The following is a 17,288-nucleotide window of genomic DNA, read 5'->3' as shown; positions in this document are numbered from 1 at the left end:
ATTAGCGTAAAATAGTGTTTGGGGTGATAGAGTGGAAATAGGAAAAAAAATCAAATTTATTAGAAAATCAATGGGCATAAATCAAAATAAATTGGCTCAATTATCAGGTATATCTAACACATACTTATCTGATATTGAAAATTTAAGAACAGTGCCATCTCTAAAAACTCTAAATAGTTTGGCTATTGCACTTGAGGTTAGTTTGAAGGATCTCTTAGATTAAAAGTTATATAAACAAATGATAAAAATATACTATAGACTAAATGGAAAAACGGTAGAATAAATAATTTATTCAAATGTTAGAATAAATACTAACTATAAAATTTTAACTTAATAAATATTAAGGATAATATTTATACAAAATAAAATTACTTAGATAACATAATTAACTAATGAAAATATTGCTACAATATATTTAGAAGGCAATCCAATATGAAATTATGGTTGTCTATTTTTATAGATGCATAGTAATAGGATATACTAAAGCTTAAATTTTTAGTCTAATGATTTAGTATTATTGTACGAATGTTTAATCTGTAGGTTAAAGTTATGACGGAGCAAAATCATTATTTACAGAAATAGTTGAGAGGAAAATTATCATACTTTACCCAGAATGGGGAGGAGCGATAAGAGTAGTTTTTATGAAGTTAGGAAAATATAAAAAAAAACTAATAGTACTATTTCCATTGCTACTATTAGTTAGTATAATATTCATCAAAGAAGAAAGTCTGTGTAAGTTTATAAATATATTTTTAATTATTACAGTATTTGTATTAGGTATAAGAAACAATGCAATATCTATAATAAATAAGGAGCTAAAACTAATAAGTGAGAGAGATTTTTTAACGGATACATATAATAGAAGATTTATGCATTTGGAATTATTAAAAGCCTGTCAGAATAAAGAAGTTATTACGTTTCTAATGGTAGATATAGATGATTTTAAACTATACAATGATAACTATGGGCATGTTCAAGGAGATAAGATTTTAAAAGTAGTATCAAAAGCTTTGAAAGATATATTTAATGAGGATGTAGTCTGCAGGTATGGGGGAGAAGAATTCTCAATAATATCTAGGCTGGATGAGAAAGAGACTATTGAAAATATAAAAAGGTTTATGAAGCATCTTAGGGAACTTAATATTATTCATGAATGTTCACAAGTTAGCGATAGAATAACTGTTAGTATAGGTATAGAAATTACTAGAATAATTAATGAAGAGGATATATATAATTTAGTAAAAGAAGCTGATGAAAAGTTATATTTATCTAAATCATTAGGGAAAAATACATATACAATGTAAATTTAGGATTTAAGAAATTTAGATATCTCAAAATTACTAAAAACTTATATAGAGATAGCTATTTGCATTTAATGGAATCACATATTGTTTTTTAGGATTTGTAATAATTGAGATTAAAAAGTCATATAGACAAATATCTATATGAAGGATATAATAGGGATATAAAATACTTATAAATAGAAGATTAGGAGATAGAATTTTATGAAATATGATTATGCAGAATATGTTCAAATGTTTAAAGCATTGGCAGATGAGACTAGACTAAAAATTATTAATATGCTTACAGAATCAGAGGAATTGTGTGCATGTAAAATTCTTGAGAATTTTAATATTACTCAACCTACCTTATCTTATCATATGAAGATTTTAACAGATAGTGGATTGGTTCTTGGTAACAAGGATGGCTCTTGGATGAAATATACATTAAATTCAGAGAGAATTACTGAATTGAGAAGTTTTTTAAACTCTAAGAACTAAAAAATCTAAGGATATTTCTTTATATTATTAATCTACAGGAGGGCAAACCATGGAGAAAAAAATTAATTTATATGTATTAACTGGATTTTTAGGTTCAGGTAAAACTACGGTACTTTTAAGGCTATTAGATGTGTTAAAAGGAAATAAGGTTGGAGTTATACAAAATGAATTTGGGAAGCTAGGCATAGATGGAACTATACTTAAAAGAGATAATATTGAGATGGTAGAGATTAATAGGGGATCTATCTTTTGCTCATGTTTAAAAATATCCTTTGCTCAAGCTTTAGCTGAAATGAGTAAACAGGATTTAGAGTATGTCTTTGTAGAGAGTTCAGGCCTAGCAGATCCATCTAATATAGAAGAGATACTTAAAGGTGTAAAGGTTTTATCACCTGAAACAACCTATGATTTAAAGGGAGTATTATGCTTAATCGATGGAATGAACTTTAGAGAGCAATTAGAAGATTTAGAAACAGTAAATCGTCAATTAAAGCATTGTCATATGGCTATCATAAATAAGGTAGATTTAATTGAAGAGGAAGAGCTAAAGAACGTAATTAAAGAAGTTAGACTGGTAAATCCAAAGTGTGATATAGAAACTTGTTCCTTTGGAGAGTTTAGTATGGACTTTTTAGATAAGGATCTATTAGTAAATCAGTGGGCTGAAGGAGAAGAGTCTACAAATACTGTGGAAAATAAGCCAAAAAGCTTAACTATGAATTTTAGTAGTGTTGTAAGCAAAAATAAAATGGAAGAATTCTTAAATTCTATAAAGAAGTATAGCTATAGAATAAAAGGCTTCTTTAACTTAAATGATGGATGGCAACAAATAGATGTGGTAGGAAAAAATATAGATTATAAGCCATGTGAACCAAAGGAAGTTTCACAACTAGTGTTTATATCTAAAATAGGACCTAATATAATAAAGCCTATAATTAATAATTGGAATGAAATTGTAGGAGAAAAAATGGAACTTAAAAATTAAAGTTTTGAATTTTAGGAGGAGTTCATATGGAATTTAAGGTTTTAGGAGAAGGGTGCTCTAAATGCACTAAACTTTATGATAATACTTTGGAAGCTTTAAAGGAGTTAGGGATAGAAGCTGATGTCACTAAGGTTGAATCTTTAGTAGATATTATTTCATTAGGAGTTATGACTACTCCTACTCTCATGATAAATGGTAAACCAAAGGCTATGGGACAAGTTTTATCTACTAAACAAATAGTAGAGTTAATAAAAAAATCTATATAGTAAAAGTTTTAGAATAAGTAACTAGATATTAAATTTAGTTACTTATTTTTAATTATACAAATAAATCATTCTACATAGTTAAGAATAAATGTAGCACAGGGAGAAAAATTAAATAAGCATATTGACACTATATAGGTGATGGTCTATATTATAAACATAGACAGTTATCTATATAAGGAGGCGTTAAAATGAATTATGAAGAAAATGCAAAAATTATAAAAGCATTATCTGATCCAAATAGGTTAAAAATAGTAGACATATTATCCTGTGGGGAAAGATGTGCATGTGATATTCTAGAACATTTTGATTTTACACAACCAACTCTTTCACATCATATGAAGGTGTTGATGGATTGTGGTCTTGTTGAGAGTAGAAAGGATGGACTGTGGAGTCATTATTCTTTAAATAATACTAATTGTAATAAATTAATATTGTTTTTAACAAGTGTTACAACAGATAAAGAGGAGTGTATTTGCAAAGAAAAAGAAAAGTGTAGATGTAAATAAATCCATGTTATATATAGATATTTTTAAAATAAAAAGTGTGAAAACCATACACTAACCAATTAAGAATGGAGGAGTTAATATGAAACTAAAGGTGGCATTTATATGTGTTCACAATTCTTGTAGATCTCAAATGGCGGAGGCCTTAGGAAAGTTATATGAAGGAGAGGTTTTTGAAAGTTATTCTGCAGGGACCCAACTAAGACCTACAATAAATCAAGATGCGGTTAGAATAATAAATGAGCTATATAACATTGATATGAATGAGACTCAGAAATCTAAACTGCTAGGAGATATACCTGAGGTAGATATAGTTATTAAAATGGGTTGTAATGTTGTATGTCCTATTTTACCCGGAAAGCATATAGAGGATTGGGGATTAGAGGATCCAACTGGAAAGTCAGATGAAGAATTTATTAAAACTGCTAAAATTGTTGAAGAAAAAATTAAAAATTTAGCTAAGAGAATAAAAAATAAAGAAATTGAATTATAGGAGGTTTATCTTATGGGTAATAATAAAGAAAATAGTGGAAAAGGGTTAGGTGTTTTTGAAAGATACTTAACTCTATGGGTTGCCCTTTGTATTGTAGTGGGAATATTGGTTGGTCAGTTTTTGCCTATGATACCTAATACTCTAAATAAGTTTGAGTATTATAATGTGTCAATACCTGTGGCTATACTTATATGGTTAATGATATACCCTATGATGTTAAAGATTGATTTTGGAAGTATAATTAATGCCACTAGAAAACCAAAGGGACTTATAGTTACTTGTACAACTAATTGGCTTATTAAACCTTTTACAATGTATGCTATATCAGCATTTTTCTTCTTTATAGTATTTAAGGGCATAATAGCACCAGAACTTGCTAAGGAGTATTTAGCTGGAGCAGTGCTTTTAGGAGCTGCACCATGTACAGCTATGGTATTTGTTTGGAGTCACTTAACTAAAGGGGATCCTTCCTATACTTTAGTTCAGGTAGCAGTTAATGACTTGATTATTTTAATTGCATTTGCTCCTATTGTAGCTTTTTTACTAGGTGTTGGAGATGTAGTTATACCTATAGAAACTCTTGTATTATCAACAGTTTTATTTGTAGTTATACCATTAGCACTGGGATTTATAACTAGAACATTAATAATTAAAAACAAAGGAATAGATTATTTTAATAATGTATTTTTAAAGAAGTTTGATAATGTTACTATAATAGGATTATTACTGACTTTGATTATATTATTCTCCTTCCAAGGTGATACTATTTTAAATAATCCTGTTCATATAGTATTAATTGCAGTACCACTTATAATTCAAACCTTCCTTATATTTGGAATAGCTTATATTTGGGCAAAACTTTGGAAGTTGCCACATTCTATAGCAGCACCAGCAGGAATGATTGGAGCAAGTAACTTTTTTGAATTAGCAGTAGCAGTAGCAATTTCATTATTTGGATTACAATCAGGTGCTGCATTAGCTACAGTTGTAGGTGTATTAGTAGAAGTACCTGTGATGCTTACCCTTGTTAGAATAGCTAATAATAGTAGAGGTTGGTTTACTAAAGAAGGAGAATAGTTTAAATTTCATGTCTTAATAAATAAGTAATAAATTTGTAAGCTTTAAGTAATAAATAATAATCTCATAAGGTTTAAAATAAGTATATGAACTTAAGGAGATGGTCTTATGGGAAAAAAGAAAAAGGTTAGAAAAGCAAGAAGAGTTATATTGAAGTTACTAGTAATAGTTATATTAGGCATGTGTGCTACAAATTATTTAATCAATAAATTTCATTTGAAATCAGAGGGATATTTTATTATTAATGATTATGATAAAGTAGTGGTAAATAAAAATTATGCTTTAACATCAGATTATAAGCCAAAGGATTTAGTTTCAGTAAATATAGAATTCTTACCAGAATCCACAGAAGAAGAAAGATATATGACAAAGGAGTCTGCTAAGGCTTTAGAGGAACTAGTAGATGCTGCTTCAAAGGATGGGGTTTACTTATGTGGTTTATCAGGCTATAGATCTTACAAAACACAAAAAAGTTTATATGAATATAATGTGGAAACCCAAGGAAAATCTTATTCAGATAAATATGTAGCAAAGCCTGGAGCAAGTGAGCATCAACTAGGAGAGGCTATGGATTTAGCAACTAGTTCTGGATGGATATCTGAAGGATGTCCAGAAGCTAATTGGATAGCTAATAATGCATATAAATATGGATTTATAGTAAGATATGAGTCGGGAAAAGAAGATATAACAGGATATAATTATGAACCTTGGCATGTGAGATATGTGGGTAGTGAAATGTCAGAAAAGATTTATAATGATGGAATAACCTTAGAAGAATTTGCTGAAATTAATTAAATAATATATAAACATAGAATAAATCAAAAGATATAAAAACAATTTTATAACATTAAAGAAGCCAAGTTATATAAGGTAATATAGCTTGGCTTTTGCATTTAACATTATATTATATACTTTATAACTTTATTATTAAATATAGAGTCAATTTCTAAACTAAAAAATTCTTTCATCTCTTCTAACTGCTCTTTTGTATATACATATTTACCATATCCAAATTGTCCATATTTATATTTTCTTTCCTCATCAACCATAGGAAGTGTTGTTTCAGGAAATACTTCTAGAATTATATTTTTTGCTCTAGGAGTATACCTATGAGATATTATTTCAAAGGTAACAGGAGTAGTTAAGTTATCAGGAAGCTTATCCTTAAGGTTTAATAAAAGTTGTTTATAATCGTTTTTCCAACCTTCATAAAGAAATACTGGCGCAATAATAAAACCTATAGGATACCCAGCATTAGCCACCTTTACACTAGCTTCTATTCTTTTATCTATAGAAGCGGCTCTATTTTCAAAGTCACTGATTACTTTATCTGTATTTAGAGTAAATCGAATTTCTGTATGTCCCTTGTGATCTATATCTAATAGACTATCAACATCATTAAACTTTGTAACAAAACGAAATAGTCCATGATCGCTATTAGCAAAGAATTCTATAGCTTTTTTTAAACTATTAGTATAAGGTTCTATAGGTATAGGATCAGAGGTGGCAGAACCTTCAAATAAAGTTTTAGAAGGTAATCTTTCTTTAATATATTCATTTGCTTGATTTAGAATATCATCTATATTTACATTAATCTTTATATAAGGTTTATCACCTAGATTTGTATTTAAGTAGCAATACTGACAATGGGCAATACAACCGGACACTAGGGGTAACTGCCAATTAGCAGAAGGTTTACAGGATTGAAATTTACTTCTTTTTTTTATACCCACAACTAGGGTATTCTTACCTTCACTATAAAAGCTATGCAAATTTTCACCAGGAATTCGCTCTTTAATCTTATTAGAAGTTAATTTTATTATTTCAATATTTTTATTATCCTTAAAAGTGTTATAAATATTTTTGCCTATTTCATAATCCAAGGATCCTTTTTCAAATAATATTCTTTTAGGAATAAACATTAAGTTCTTTAGTAGAAGCAATGGGCTTCAAACTAAAGGTCACCTCCTTTATATTTAATAGGAATATTCTTTACATATATGATAATATTATGTGTAATAGATAAATGTTTTAATTTAGATGATATGGTATAATGGGTGTAATTTACAGTGGTACATAAATAGTTATCTAAAGGTAACTATAAAACATAGAAAAATAATTTTATAATAAAGGGGGGCATATTATTGTATATTAAAATTTTGGTAAATGGATGGAAAAATTCTATAAAAGATTCAGTAAAAAGATTTCCTATACCCATATTTTTATCTATAGCTGCAGTTATAACTTTAATCTATATGGGAGAAAGTATTGGAAGTGACGAGGAATTAAGACGTGTTGTGATGACTTTAGTACTTGGTATTCCAGTATATATTTGCATTGAATTATATTTTGAAAGAAGAAATAAATCTAATGAGAAGTTTAAATATCTAATTTATATTATTGCAGCTATTTGTTTAGCAGTCTACGGATATTTTTGTCTTGGAGATTTAAATATGGTTCAGATTACTAGATATGTTGGTCTTATTATAATATTTATTACAGGGTTCTTTTTTACTCCATATATTTATAAGGATGGAAGTTTTGAGATGTATGTAATAAAGGTTTTAGGAAGATTTTTTACAACAGTTTTATATTCTATAGTTTTATATTTAGGATTAATAGCAATATTGTTCACCGTAGATTATCTTTTTGGAATAGAAGTTAAATATGAGATATATTATTATACATGGCTTATAGTTGTAGGAGTTTTTGCACAATGCTTCTTTCTTGGAGGAATCCCAGAAAAGGAAGAAGTTATAAAGGTTGAAAAGTATCCAAAGGTGTTTAAAATATTAATGATTTATATAATTATGCCATTAATTTCTATATACACAATAATCTTATATATATATTTTGCTAAGATAATTATTACTAGACAGTGGCCTGAAGGATTAGTTTCTCATTTAGTATTATGGTATGGAGTAATATCAGCAGGAACCTTGTTTTTAACTTCACCAGTAAAGGAAAATAGTCCTTGGGTAAGCAAGTTTGTAAAGATGTTTCCAAAGGCAATACTTCCTCTTATAGTACTTATGTTTATTTCTATGGGAATAAGAGTTAATGCCTATGGAATAACTGAAAATAGATATTTTGTTTTAGCACTAGGGATTTGGGTCTTTGGAATAATGATATATTACTCAATAATTAAGAAAGTAAAAAATATTATACTCCCAATATCTCTTACTATAATTACTTTTATATCAATTTGTGGACCTTTGAGTAGTTATAATTTATCTAAGTATAGTCAAAATAAAAGATTTGAAAAGTTCCTTATAAAAAATAATATGATTGAAAATGGTAAAATAGTTAAAGCTATAAATCCAGTTTCTAAAGGTGATCAAATAGAACTCAATAGTATTTTGGATTATTTTAATAGAAAACATGAATTAAAGGATATTAAATATTTGCCAGATAATTTTACTATAAGTGATACAGAGAGGGTACTAGGAATAACTTATTCTAATTTAAATTATGAAAGTAGATATGAACATTTTTATTTTATAAGTGAAGAAATATCAGAGCCTATAGAAATAAAGGACTATGATTACCTTTTTAACATTATAAGTTATCAAAGTGCTGCTAATAAGAATTCTTATGGAATTACAGTTGACTATAATAAAGCATCTAATGAACTTAAGATATTAGAGAAAGGTAAACAGATATATAATAAAAATTTAAATGAGTATTTTAATAGGATAATAGATAAATATGGTGTTAATAAAACAAACTCCATACCTGTAGAAGATATGCAATTTGAAGATGAAACAGATAAAGTTAAAATTAAAATAAAAATTGATAACTTTTCTGGTCGTAAGGATTTAAATTATGACCATATAGAGTCTACAGAAATTCAATTTTCCGTATTTGTAAAGATAAAGTAAAAGAACAATAAAATTATGTAAGAATAATTTGCCTACTAAATTGAAACAATATTATTGAAATAAACTTTAGGAGGCATTCTTATGACTAAATTAAAATGTGATGCATGTAGTTGTGCATATAATAATGATTATTATTGCTGCATTGATTCTATTCAAGTAGGTGGAAGAGAAGCTACTCATAAATCATCTACTTGTTGTGATAGTTTTGCAGAAAAAAGCGGAGCTATGTCAAATAGTAATCAAAGACCTAATCCAGAAATGGTAGTAGGATGTGAAGCTACCAATTGTGTTTATAACGAAAACCATAAATGTGATGCTTCAGAAATTTGTATTTCTGGAGACCATGCATGTAAGCCAAGAGAAACAGAGTGTGCTACATTTCATTGCAAGTAAAGAAAAATACTATAAGTAAATATAAAGAACAAGCTACTATTATGAAATTTTCTGATTAAGTTCGGTTAAATTTTATAGTAGTAGTTTTTTACGTATATAAGTGTTTAAACAGTGAAACATATATAAGAAAAAGAGAGATATTGTAATAACTTATCTATTGATATATGATTAAATAAAGAGAGTTAACATAAAATTGAAAGACATAAGATAGTTTTTACAAAAATCAATAGGGTGAATTGAGGAGGAATGGGTTTGAAAAAGGAAATAAAAGATTATATTATAATAACTTTTGGATTAACTTTAATAGCTATAGGTATTCATTTTTTTCTAGTTCCACACAATTTAGCAGCTGGAGGACTTACTGGGCTCGCTATGATAATAAACCATTATATTCCTAACCTTAGTATTGGTATTATAATGCTTATAGGGAACATATTTTTCTTTGTCATAGGTTTTATTTTTATTGGAAAGGCATTTGGAACAAAAACTATATATTCTAGCCTTATGCTTTCAGTAATAATATCCCTTTTAGAAAAAATAGCACCTATTAGTAAACCTATTTCACAGGATATACTTATAAATTTAATTTTTGGTATATTAATTGGGGCTATAGGTATGGCTATAGTGTTTAATAGGAATGCATCTACAGGGGGAACGGATATACCTGCTAAAATATTAAACAAATATGCTCATTTAGAAATTGGAAAAGGACTTTTAATTATAGATTTTAGTATAACCTTACTTGCAGTTATAGCATTTGGAGCTACTACAGGGATGTATGCTTTACTTGGTGTTATAATAAATGGCTCCATGGTAGACTTTGTTATAGATGGACTTAATATAACTAAGAGAATCGAAATAATGAGTTCTAAAACTGAAGAGATAAGAAAGTTTATTATTGAAGAGCTAGGTAGGAGTGCTACTATTTATCGTGCTATAGGAGCATACAATTTAGAAAAAAGTGATGTTTTAATAACTGTAATGGGTAAAAAGGAGTTTATTAAGCTTAGAAATTTTATAAAAGAAGTGGATCCATGTGCTTTTATCATAACCCATAATGTCCATGAGGTTTTAGGGGAAGGCTTTGGTAATATACTAGACTAATTATATAATCAGTAAATTTCAATTGGGGGATTTACTGATTTTTTATTGTATTTATGATATATAGTTAAAAATAAGAAGAATTTTGTCCATTACTCTAAGATGACCTAGATAAATATTGAAATATTTCTAAAATTTGCTATAATATATATGTAACCATAAGTTGAAAATGTTGAGTTAAGGGTTAAAATAGGTATTTAGGGGGTATATGAAGATGAAAAGAGGAAATAAGGTATTATTAATAATTTCAGTTATAATAATTCTCGGACTAGTATGCGTAGGATTATTTTGGGGAAAACTTAGTCCTAATGAGGAGGCTGAAATTATAAAAGAAAAATTAGTTCCTTTAAACACTGTGGAGGTTGGCAATGGCTTTGAAGATTTAAAGGAATTTAAGGATATATTTAAGGATAAACAAATTATAGCCTTAGGTGGGGCAACCTATGGAACAAAAGAGTTTTTTCAAATTAAGCATCGTATGCTGGAATTTTTAGTAGAGGAAATGGGGTATAGAACCTTTGCTATGGATGTGGATTTTGGAAGAACTGAATTAATTAATAATTATATATTGAATGGGGAAGGAAATGCTGAAAATATAGTAAGACAAACAAAGATAAATGGAGGTTATTCTTGGTCAACGGTGGAGTCTTTGGAGTTAATAGAATGGATGAGAAAGTATAATGAAGATTCTAATCATAAGGAAAAAATTAAGTTTTACGGTATTCAAGTTACTAATGCTGAAGATAGTTCAAATTTTGTAATAAATTACTTAAGAGATATTGATGAAGATCTATACAAGAAGTTTGATGGTGATTTGGATGAAGTAAGAGGAAGACCCGTTAGAAATATACCTACAAGTGAGTTAAGAAGAGAACAAGAAAAGGTTGAAATTCTAATTAATATATTTAATGAAAATAAAGAGAAACTTGTAAAAAGTACCTCAGAAGAGAAATATGAAGAGGCTTCGAAATATCTTCAGACTATCTTGAAAAGCATAGAATTAGCCATATACAGTGGACCAGAGCATAACATTAAAGAAGCTTTGAATATGGAAGGAAAATTATTAGCTGATAATATTAAATGGATTCTAGATCGTGAGAGTAAAAATGGAAATGATAAAATAGTTCTTTGGAGTGGAAATCAACATATAAGCAATATTTCTAAAGATTATAAAAGCATGGGGTATAATTTAAAGGAGATGTATAAAGATAAATATTATTCATTAGCATTAGAATTTCATCAAGGTAGTTTTGGAGCGTATCCTATAGACAGTAGTGGTGTAGGTAGTGAGTATGAAATCTATAATATAGAAGAAGGAAATCCTCAAATGTTTTCTAATATATTTAACCTTACAGAAATATCAAATAGTTTTATAGATTTTAAATCTTCATCACAGGATAAGGATGTTAAAAAAATATTATCATCTTCAATACTAATGCATAACATTATTTTTTATAATGGGTATGAAGAAGATTATTATATGAAATTAAAGCCTATAGATACCTTTGATGGGTTAATATTTATTAGAGACACTAATGCTATAAGTAAATTAAAATAAAAAATTAAGATAAAAAATTGAAATAAAAAATAGATGTNNACATCTATTTTTTATTTCAATTAGTCTTGAACTGGAGCACCAACTGGGCAAACGCTAGCACAAGCACCACATTCGATACAAGAATCAGCATCGATAACGTATAATCCATCTCCTGCACTTATGCAGCTAACTGGACATTCAGATTCGCAAGCACCACAAGAGATGCAAGTATCTACTATTTTATAAGCCATGAAAAAGACCCCCCTTTACTATTAAATCATGATTATCATACCATATTATGATATAATAATAAAGAGGATTTATATTTAAATATAATAAAAAATACAAGAAATAAATTAATTTTATAGTTAATAAATGAACTAATTAAAGTAAATGTAAAATATATTAACATTTATTTAAATTAATTTATTTTCAGTACATATAACTAGTGCTATAAAAAAACAAATGTTAAAATAACTACAATGGGAATTAAAGAAGTTTTAAGAGGTATGAAAATGAAATTAAAGGGAAAAGTGGTAGTAATTACAGGAGGAACAAGAGGTATAGGTAAGGGAATAGCCTTAGAATTTGCTAAAGAAGGAGCAATATTAGTACTAAACTATTTTAACGATGATGAAAGTGCAAGGGAGACTTTAAATCAAATTAGTTCCATGGGAAATTATTGTACTTTATTTAAAGGAGATGTAAGTAATTATAACTTTTCTAAGGAATTAATAGAATATACTCTAGAGAAATTGGGCAGAGTGGATGTATTAGTAAACAATGCAGCTATTTCTAAAATAGGACTATTTATGGATGACACTGAAGAAGATTTTGATAAAATTATGTCTGTAAATTTTAAGTCAGTATTTAATACTACAAACTCTGTAGTTAATCATATGATTTCAAGAAAAGAAGGTAGCATTATTAATATATCATCAGTTTGGGGAGGTGAAGGAGCTGCCTGCGAAGTTTTATATTCTGCATCAAAGGGAGCTATAAATTCCTTTACAAAGGCCTTAGCTAAGGAACTAGCATTAAGTAATATAAAAGTAAATGCCATAGCACCGGGTGTTATCGAAACTAAGATGAACATGTGGATGAAAGAGGAAGAAAGAGTGGAATTAACAGAGGAAATACCCATGGGGAGATTTGGAAGTGTATCGGAAGTGGGAAGAGCTGCTGTATTTTTAGCTAGTAAGGATAGTAGCTATATCACAGGGGAAATACTAAATGTAAACGGGGGCTTTTAAATTTACCTTTAAAGCAGATAATAATTTTAAAATCAGATAGTATATTAATTATTTAATTGATACATATAGAAAGGAATTAGAATTTATGAATAGTGTTGAGATGAAAACATTAATAAAAGTTATATTTGTATGTATACTGTTATTTATATTTTCTCCATTGATTTTTGGAGTTTTAGGAATTGTATTCAAAGGAATTTTATGGCTTATTTTAGGGATTGTAATTATAATAACCCTTAGTATAATGTACTTAAAATATAAGGTGAAAAAGGAAACTAACGAATTTTATTCTTCTAATGAGAATGGAAGGCCACAAGGTAGCAATAGTGCCAATGTAACTCCAGACTCAGAATCTTATATAGACTATAGCGATTCTACTATTGTAGATGTAGAAGAGTATGAAGAAAGTAATGATAAGGAAGAATAGTTAAAGAGAAAATAAGAATTACGAACAAGAAGCACCGATGTTAATTTATTTTACTATTGGTGCTTTTGTACATTAGAGGTGAATATAATGAAGAAAATATTATTAATTGAAGATGAAGAACATATAAGAAAGTTTGTAAAAATAAGCCTTAAGAGAGAGGGCTTTCAGGTAGTAGAAGCAGAAACAGGAGAACTTGGTATTGAAGAAGTTGCAAAAGAGAGCCCTGATATTGTAATACTTGATATAATGCTTCCTGGAATTGATGGATATAAAGTGTGTGAAATTTTAAAGAAAAGTTATCCACAGATGGGAATAATAATGCTTACTGCTAGAGCGCAAGATGGGGATAAAATTATGGGATTAGAGTTTGGTGCAGATCACTATATTATAAAGCCCTTCAACCCATTAGAGCTTATAGCTATTATTAAATCTTTACTTAGAAGAATGGAACTAGGAAATGGTCTTAAGAGTAGAGAAATTATATCTGGAGCTTTTAAAATAGATTTGGATAGTAAGGTACTATATAAAAGTGGAGTAGAGATAGAATTAACCCCTAAAGAATATATGCTTATAAAAATGTTTATGGAAAATCCAAACAAGGCCTTTAGCAGAGATGAACTTCTAGATATGGTGTGGGGCTATAATTACATAGGGGAAAATAAAATTATTGATGTAAATATAAGACGTATTAGAAGTAAGATAGAAGATAACTCATCTAAACCTAAATATATTGAAACTGTTTGGGGAACAGGATATAAGTGGAGGGAAGATTAAGTGAAATCCTTAAAAACTAAGATTTCTAGCAGTAATATAATTGTAATAGCTATAACCATATTCATAGTTCAAATTATGGTTTACATAGCTATCAAAGGATATTACTATAGAAATCTAGAGGATACTATATATGGTCAAATCAAGATATCATCAGATTTTTATAATACATACTTGTCCTCCAATACTGTAAAAGAGAATATATTTAATGATAATGATACATTTTGGAGTAATACGGATTGTAGAGTTCAAATAATAGACTTAGAAGGTAATGTTATGATGGATTCTTCAGGATATATTTCAAAGGACAGAATATTAACTAGAGAAGTTAAAGCAGCAGCTAGTGGTAATACTGAAGGGGAAGCTAATATATATCAAAATGAAAATAATAATGAAAAGATTATTTGTGTAGCATATCCACTTTCTTTTGATACAGATGTAGATGGAATATTGAGATTTAGCGCCTCTACTGAAGGTATAGATAAAAGCATAAGGGAAATATTGTTTATAATAATTTTATTAGGTATACTAGTAATTTCTATTTCGTCTACTATAAGTTTATTTATTTCTAATAGTATAATGAAGCCTTTAAAACTAGTTTCTGTGGGAGCAGAAAAGATGGCTAAGGGTAACTTTAAAGAGAGTATACCAAATTACTCTAAGGATGAGATAGGAAGTTTAGCTGATACTCTAAACTATATGTCTGAGGAGATACTAAAAAATGAAAGACTAAAGAATGAATTTATATCATCTGTATCCCATGAACTTAGAACACCTCTAACTTCTATTAAGGGATGGGCCATTGTGTTAGAGTCCTCAGATTTAGAAGATAAAGAAGAAGTAAGAGAAGGTCTTAAAATTATAGAGTCAGAGGTTGAAAGATTAACTTATCTAGTAGAAGAATTATTGGACTTTTCAAAGTTAATTTCAGGTAAAATCACTTTAAGAAAAGAAGTGATAAGTATAGGTGAGTTTACTCAAGATATATTAAGACAATTAGAACCTAAACTACTGTCTAGAGGAATAGAGGTCATATTTGAAGAACTACAGGTTAAACCTATAGAAGTTGATAAAAATAGAATGAAACAGGTTTTAATAAATATTTTAGATAATGCTATAAAGTTTTCACCTAATGATTCTAAAATAGTAGTTAAGCTAATAGAAGATGAAAAATATTTAACTATATCAATTAAAGATTATGGCTATGGAATTTCTAAAGATGAACTACCTCATGTTAAAGAAAAATTTTATAAGGGAAGAAATATAAATGCAAGCAATGGTATAGGACTCTCTATATGTGAAGAAATTATAACTCAGCATGGCGGAATTTTAAAGATAGATAGTGAATTACAAAAGGGTACAGAGGTTATTATAATGTTACCTAGAGGAGATATGAGATGAAAAGATTAATAAGAATACTGATAACTTTTATGTTAGCGCTTATTCTTACTGGTTGTAATAAATTTAACATAGAAGTAAAGAAACCAAATAATGATTCTATTTTAAAGGGACAATGGCAAGTTAAAAATTATGTGGGAATTACAGAAGAGGAAGTATTTAATTGTAATTTGTTAGACAGCAAAGTGAGTTTTAGTAATGAAGAAGTATTTATGTTTGATAAGGCATACAAGAACATAACTTATAAAGCTAAATTAGTAAATGGTGAACAATACATTTATAATACTATAGGCTTTATACCTGATTATTTAAAAGATACTAAGGAAGTAGAAGTTGTAACCATATCATCTAAAAATACATATTTAAAGGAAGTTATTGTTATAGATAAAGGTATATTAGTAATACAGGACGATGTTTTACTTTATCTTGAAAAAATAGATGATAAACCCATGGAGAATATCAATGAAAAAACCGGTGTAGATGAAATAGCAGATAGTGAGAAAATTAGTAATGGAGTATTAATAGGCATTAAAGATAAAACTGATGAGGGATTTACATATAAAACTCTTTGGATATCCTATGATGGTAAAAAAATATATAGTAAAGAGGTTCCATTCCTACTTTTACCACGTAAAAATGGATTTTTCAAGGTTTCAATTCATAGAGAATATATTGAAAACAATTATAAGGATAATATAGAATTTGTATTTTTAAGTGGCAATCCATCTGAAAAGCAAGCTGATCTAAAAGTAAGTAAAGAACCAAATATAAATGTATCTAAAGAGATAAATTTTATAGGAAATGATTATATAAGTATTAAAATTCATGAACAAGGAGAAGATCATAGGGCGGAAAAGGTAGGGACATATTTAATTGATACTATGAATATGGAAGGTAAAGGAGCAGTTTCCTTAGGAAATATTAGTGAACAGAAAAATATAACTAAGTTTAATAATGAAGCACAAGGACTTCATATAGAAGATATAAATAAGTTTACAGATGTTTCTATCAAAAGAAATCAAGGAAGATGGCAGATTTATACTGTTCATAGTAAAAAGGATGAAAGTATTGAAAATAATATAAATATTCCTTTAAAAGTATCTAAGAATGTAGCTAGGTATGATAGGCTATTTACATCATGGCAAGGAATTAAAAATCAGGTTCCATCAGCGGAGGATGCATTATCGTCACCTAATAAAAATATGACTATAATAAAGACAAAATCAAGTTTATATGGATATAAAATAGAAGATGGAAAAATCAGTGAATCACCAGAGTTAACTATTTCTTTAAATGGTGATGAGGAGATAGTTATGGCAGAATGGGCCATGGCAGAATTTGTAGGATATTGGACAGAACAAGTAAATTCATTACTTAAGTCAAGTAAATAGTGTAGTATATAAACCAAGGAAAAGCCAGGCAATA

The 17,288-nt window shown here is 28.2% G+C and carries 20 protein-coding genes; 18 read left to right on the top strand and 2 right to left on the bottom strand.

The window, feature by feature from the left end; translation table 11 throughout:
* Nucleotides 1-31: 31 nt before the first annotated feature.
* From B2S02_RS06875 to B2S02_RS06835, 9 genes are all read left to right on the top strand, one after another.
* A complete protein-coding gene (locus B2S02_RS06875; RefSeq protein WP_346848531.1) occupies nucleotides 32-223 on the top strand; it encodes a helix-turn-helix transcriptional regulator in 192 nt (63 codons plus the stop codon).
* Nucleotides 224-641: 418 nt separating this feature from the next.
* Entirely contained in the window at nucleotides 642-1,304 is a 663-nt protein-coding gene (locus B2S02_RS06870; protein ID WP_346848532.1) for a GGDEF domain-containing protein, read from the top strand.
* A 201-nt stretch (nucleotides 1,305-1,505) separates the two neighbouring features.
* Nucleotides 1,506-1,781, top strand: coding sequence for an ArsR/SmtB family transcription factor (locus B2S02_RS06865; RefSeq protein ID WP_035133162.1), 276 nt, complete (start codon nucleotides 1,506-1,508; stop codon nucleotides 1,779-1,781).
* 49 nt (nucleotides 1,782-1,830) lie between these two features.
* Nucleotides 1,831-2,766, top strand: a complete 936-nt coding sequence (locus tag B2S02_RS06860; protein ID WP_346848533.1) for a CobW family GTP-binding protein — start codon at nucleotides 1,831-1,833, stop codon at nucleotides 2,764-2,766.
* Between the two features lie 26 nt (nucleotides 2,767-2,792).
* Complete coding sequence (locus B2S02_RS06855; protein WP_346848534.1) at nucleotides 2,793-3,032, top strand: thioredoxin family protein; 240 nt, start codon at nucleotides 2,793-2,795, stop codon at nucleotides 3,030-3,032.
* Nucleotides 3,033-3,220: 188 nt separating this feature from the next.
* Nucleotides 3,221-3,538: an ArsR/SmtB family transcription factor gene (locus B2S02_RS06850; RefSeq protein ID WP_346848535.1), complete on the top strand. Its 318-nt coding sequence runs from the start codon at nucleotides 3,221-3,223 to the stop codon at nucleotides 3,536-3,538.
* Between the two features lie 79 nt (nucleotides 3,539-3,617).
* Nucleotides 3,618-4,028 (top strand): arsenate reductase ArsC, encoded by a 411-nt coding sequence (locus B2S02_RS06845; protein ID WP_346848536.1) that lies wholly within the window; start codon nucleotides 3,618-3,620, stop codon nucleotides 4,026-4,028.
* Between the two features lie 12 nt (nucleotides 4,029-4,040).
* Complete coding sequence (gene arsB / locus B2S02_RS06840; protein WP_346867429.1) at nucleotides 4,041-5,105, top strand: ACR3 family arsenite efflux transporter; 1,065 nt, start codon at nucleotides 4,041-4,043, stop codon at nucleotides 5,103-5,105.
* A 108-nt stretch (nucleotides 5,106-5,213) separates the two neighbouring features.
* Complete coding sequence (locus tag B2S02_RS06835) at nucleotides 5,214-5,900, top strand: M15 family metallopeptidase (protein ID WP_346877748.1); 687 nt, start codon at nucleotides 5,214-5,216, stop codon at nucleotides 5,898-5,900.
* Nucleotides 5,901-6,004: 104 nt separating this feature from the next.
* Here the strand turns inward: B2S02_RS06835 and splB are convergent, their stop codons facing one another.
* A complete protein-coding gene (splB, locus tag B2S02_RS06830; protein ID WP_346848539.1) occupies nucleotides 6,005-7,027 on the bottom strand; it encodes a spore photoproduct lyase in 1,023 nt (340 codons plus the stop codon).
* Nucleotides 7,028-7,249: 222 nt separating this feature from the next.
* Between splB and B2S02_RS06825 the strand changes: the two genes are divergently transcribed.
* The 4 genes from B2S02_RS06825 (at nucleotide 7,250) to B2S02_RS06810 (ending at nucleotide 12,038) form a co-directional block, all read left to right on the top strand.
* Nucleotides 7,250-8,986, top strand: a complete 1,737-nt coding sequence (locus B2S02_RS06825; RefSeq protein WP_346920469.1) for a DUF4153 domain-containing protein — start codon at nucleotides 7,250-7,252, stop codon at nucleotides 8,984-8,986.
* 81 nt (nucleotides 8,987-9,067) lie between these two features.
* Nucleotides 9,068-9,379 carry a DUF1540 domain-containing protein gene (locus tag B2S02_RS06820; RefSeq protein ID WP_150846074.1) on the top strand — a complete coding sequence of 104 codons (312 nt, stop codon included), beginning with the start codon at nucleotides 9,068-9,070 and terminating at the stop codon, nucleotides 9,377-9,379.
* 246 nt (nucleotides 9,380-9,625) lie between these two features.
* On the top strand, nucleotides 9,626-10,483 hold the full coding sequence (locus tag B2S02_RS06815) for a YitT family protein (RefSeq protein WP_346877750.1): 858 nt from the start codon (nucleotides 9,626-9,628) through the stop codon (nucleotides 10,481-10,483).
* Nucleotides 10,484-10,694: 211 nt separating this feature from the next.
* Entirely contained in the window at nucleotides 10,695-12,038 is a 1,344-nt protein-coding gene (locus B2S02_RS06810) for an erythromycin esterase family protein (protein ID WP_346879511.1), read from the top strand.
* Nucleotides 12,039-12,097: 59 nt separating this feature from the next.
* On the opposite strand, the gene B2S02_RS06805 is transcribed toward B2S02_RS06810, so the two are convergent.
* Entirely contained in the window at nucleotides 12,098-12,268 is a 171-nt protein-coding gene (locus B2S02_RS06805) for a DUF362 domain-containing protein (protein ID WP_035133140.1), read from the bottom strand.
* Nucleotides 12,269-12,532: 264 nt separating this feature from the next.
* Here B2S02_RS06805 and ymfI point away from each other — a divergent pair, with 264 nt between their 5' ends.
* From ymfI to B2S02_RS06780, 5 genes are all read left to right on the top strand, one after another.
* Nucleotides 12,533-13,270: an elongation factor P 5-aminopentanone reductase gene (gene ymfI, locus B2S02_RS06800; RefSeq protein WP_346848543.1), complete on the top strand. Its 738-nt coding sequence runs from the start codon at nucleotides 12,533-12,535 to the stop codon at nucleotides 13,268-13,270.
* A gap of 85 nt (nucleotides 13,271-13,355) precedes the next feature.
* Nucleotides 13,356-13,694: a hypothetical protein gene (locus B2S02_RS06795; protein WP_346848544.1), complete on the top strand. Its 339-nt coding sequence runs from the start codon at nucleotides 13,356-13,358 to the stop codon at nucleotides 13,692-13,694.
* 87 nt (nucleotides 13,695-13,781) lie between these two features.
* On the top strand, nucleotides 13,782-14,468 hold the full coding sequence (locus tag B2S02_RS06790) for a response regulator transcription factor (protein ID WP_035133134.1): 687 nt from the start codon (nucleotides 13,782-13,784) through the stop codon (nucleotides 14,466-14,468).
* The gene (locus B2S02_RS06785) at nucleotides 14,469-15,866 is read left to right on the top strand and encodes a HAMP domain-containing sensor histidine kinase (RefSeq protein ID WP_346920468.1); all 1,398 of its coding nucleotides are present in this window, start codon (nucleotides 14,469-14,471) and stop codon (nucleotides 15,864-15,866) included.
* A complete protein-coding gene (locus B2S02_RS06780; protein ID WP_346879513.1) occupies nucleotides 15,863-17,254 on the top strand; it encodes a hypothetical protein in 1,392 nt (463 codons plus the stop codon). The genes B2S02_RS06785 and B2S02_RS06780 overlap by 4 nt, the downstream gene beginning before the upstream one ends.
* The last annotated feature ends 34 nt before the right edge of the window (nucleotides 17,255-17,288 follow it).

Source organism: Clostridium sp. UBA7339, from assembly GCF_002470865.1.
Taxonomy (GTDB): Bacteria; Bacillota; Clostridia; order Clostridiales; family Clostridiaceae; genus Clostridium_J; species Clostridium_J sulfidigenes.
Note: the sequence above shows the minus strand (reverse complement) of the source record. Positions and strands in the feature narration are given on the sequence as shown.

Bases quoted from the DNA above. Each gene is read 5' to 3' on its own strand.
- B2S02_RS06870 (WP_346848532.1), top strand. From the start codon at position 642: ATGAAGTTAGGAAAATATAAAAAAAAACTAATAGTACTATTTCCATTG.
- B2S02_RS06865 (WP_035133162.1), top strand. From the start codon at position 1,506: ATGAAATATGATTATGCAGAATATGTTCAAATGTTTAAAGCATTGGCA.
- B2S02_RS06860 (WP_346848533.1), top strand. From the start codon at position 1,831: ATGGAGAAAAAAATTAATTTATATGTATTAACTGGATTTTTAGGTTCA.
- B2S02_RS06855 (WP_346848534.1), top strand. From the start codon at position 2,793: ATGGAATTTAAGGTTTTAGGAGAAGGGTGCTCTAAATGCACTAAACTT.
- B2S02_RS06850 (WP_346848535.1), top strand. From the start codon at position 3,221: ATGAATTATGAAGAAAATGCAAAAATTATAAAAGCATTATCTGATCCA.
- B2S02_RS06845 (WP_346848536.1), top strand. From the start codon at position 3,618: ATGAAACTAAAGGTGGCATTTATATGTGTTCACAATTCTTGTAGATCT.
- arsB (WP_346867429.1), top strand. From the start codon at position 4,041: ATGGGTAATAATAAAGAAAATAGTGGAAAAGGGTTAGGTGTTTTTGAA.
- B2S02_RS06835 (WP_346877748.1), top strand. From the start codon at position 5,214: ATGGGAAAAAAGAAAAAGGTTAGAAAAGCAAGAAGAGTTATATTGAAG.
- splB (WP_346848539.1), bottom strand. From the start codon at position 7,027: ATGTTTATTCCTAAAAGAATATTATTTGAAAAAGGATCCTTGGATTAT.
- B2S02_RS06820 (WP_150846074.1), top strand. From the start codon at position 9,068: ATGACTAAATTAAAATGTGATGCATGTAGTTGTGCATATAATAATGAT.
- B2S02_RS06815 (WP_346877750.1), top strand. From the start codon at position 9,626: ATGGGTTTGAAAAAGGAAATAAAAGATTATATTATAATAACTTTTGGA.
- B2S02_RS06810 (WP_346879511.1), top strand. From the start codon at position 10,695: ATGAAAAGAGGAAATAAGGTATTATTAATAATTTCAGTTATAATAATT.
- B2S02_RS06805 (WP_035133140.1), bottom strand. From the start codon at position 12,268: ATGGCTTATAAAATAGTAGATACTTGCATCTCTTGTGGTGCTTGCGAA.
- ymfI (WP_346848543.1), top strand. From the start codon at position 12,533: ATGAAATTAAAGGGAAAAGTGGTAGTAATTACAGGAGGAACAAGAGGT.
- B2S02_RS06795 (WP_346848544.1), top strand. From the start codon at position 13,356: ATGAATAGTGTTGAGATGAAAACATTAATAAAAGTTATATTTGTATGT.
- B2S02_RS06790 (WP_035133134.1), top strand. From the start codon at position 13,782: ATGAAGAAAATATTATTAATTGAAGATGAAGAACATATAAGAAAGTTT.
- B2S02_RS06780 (WP_346879513.1), top strand. From the start codon at position 15,863: ATGAAAAGATTAATAAGAATACTGATAACTTTTATGTTAGCGCTTATT.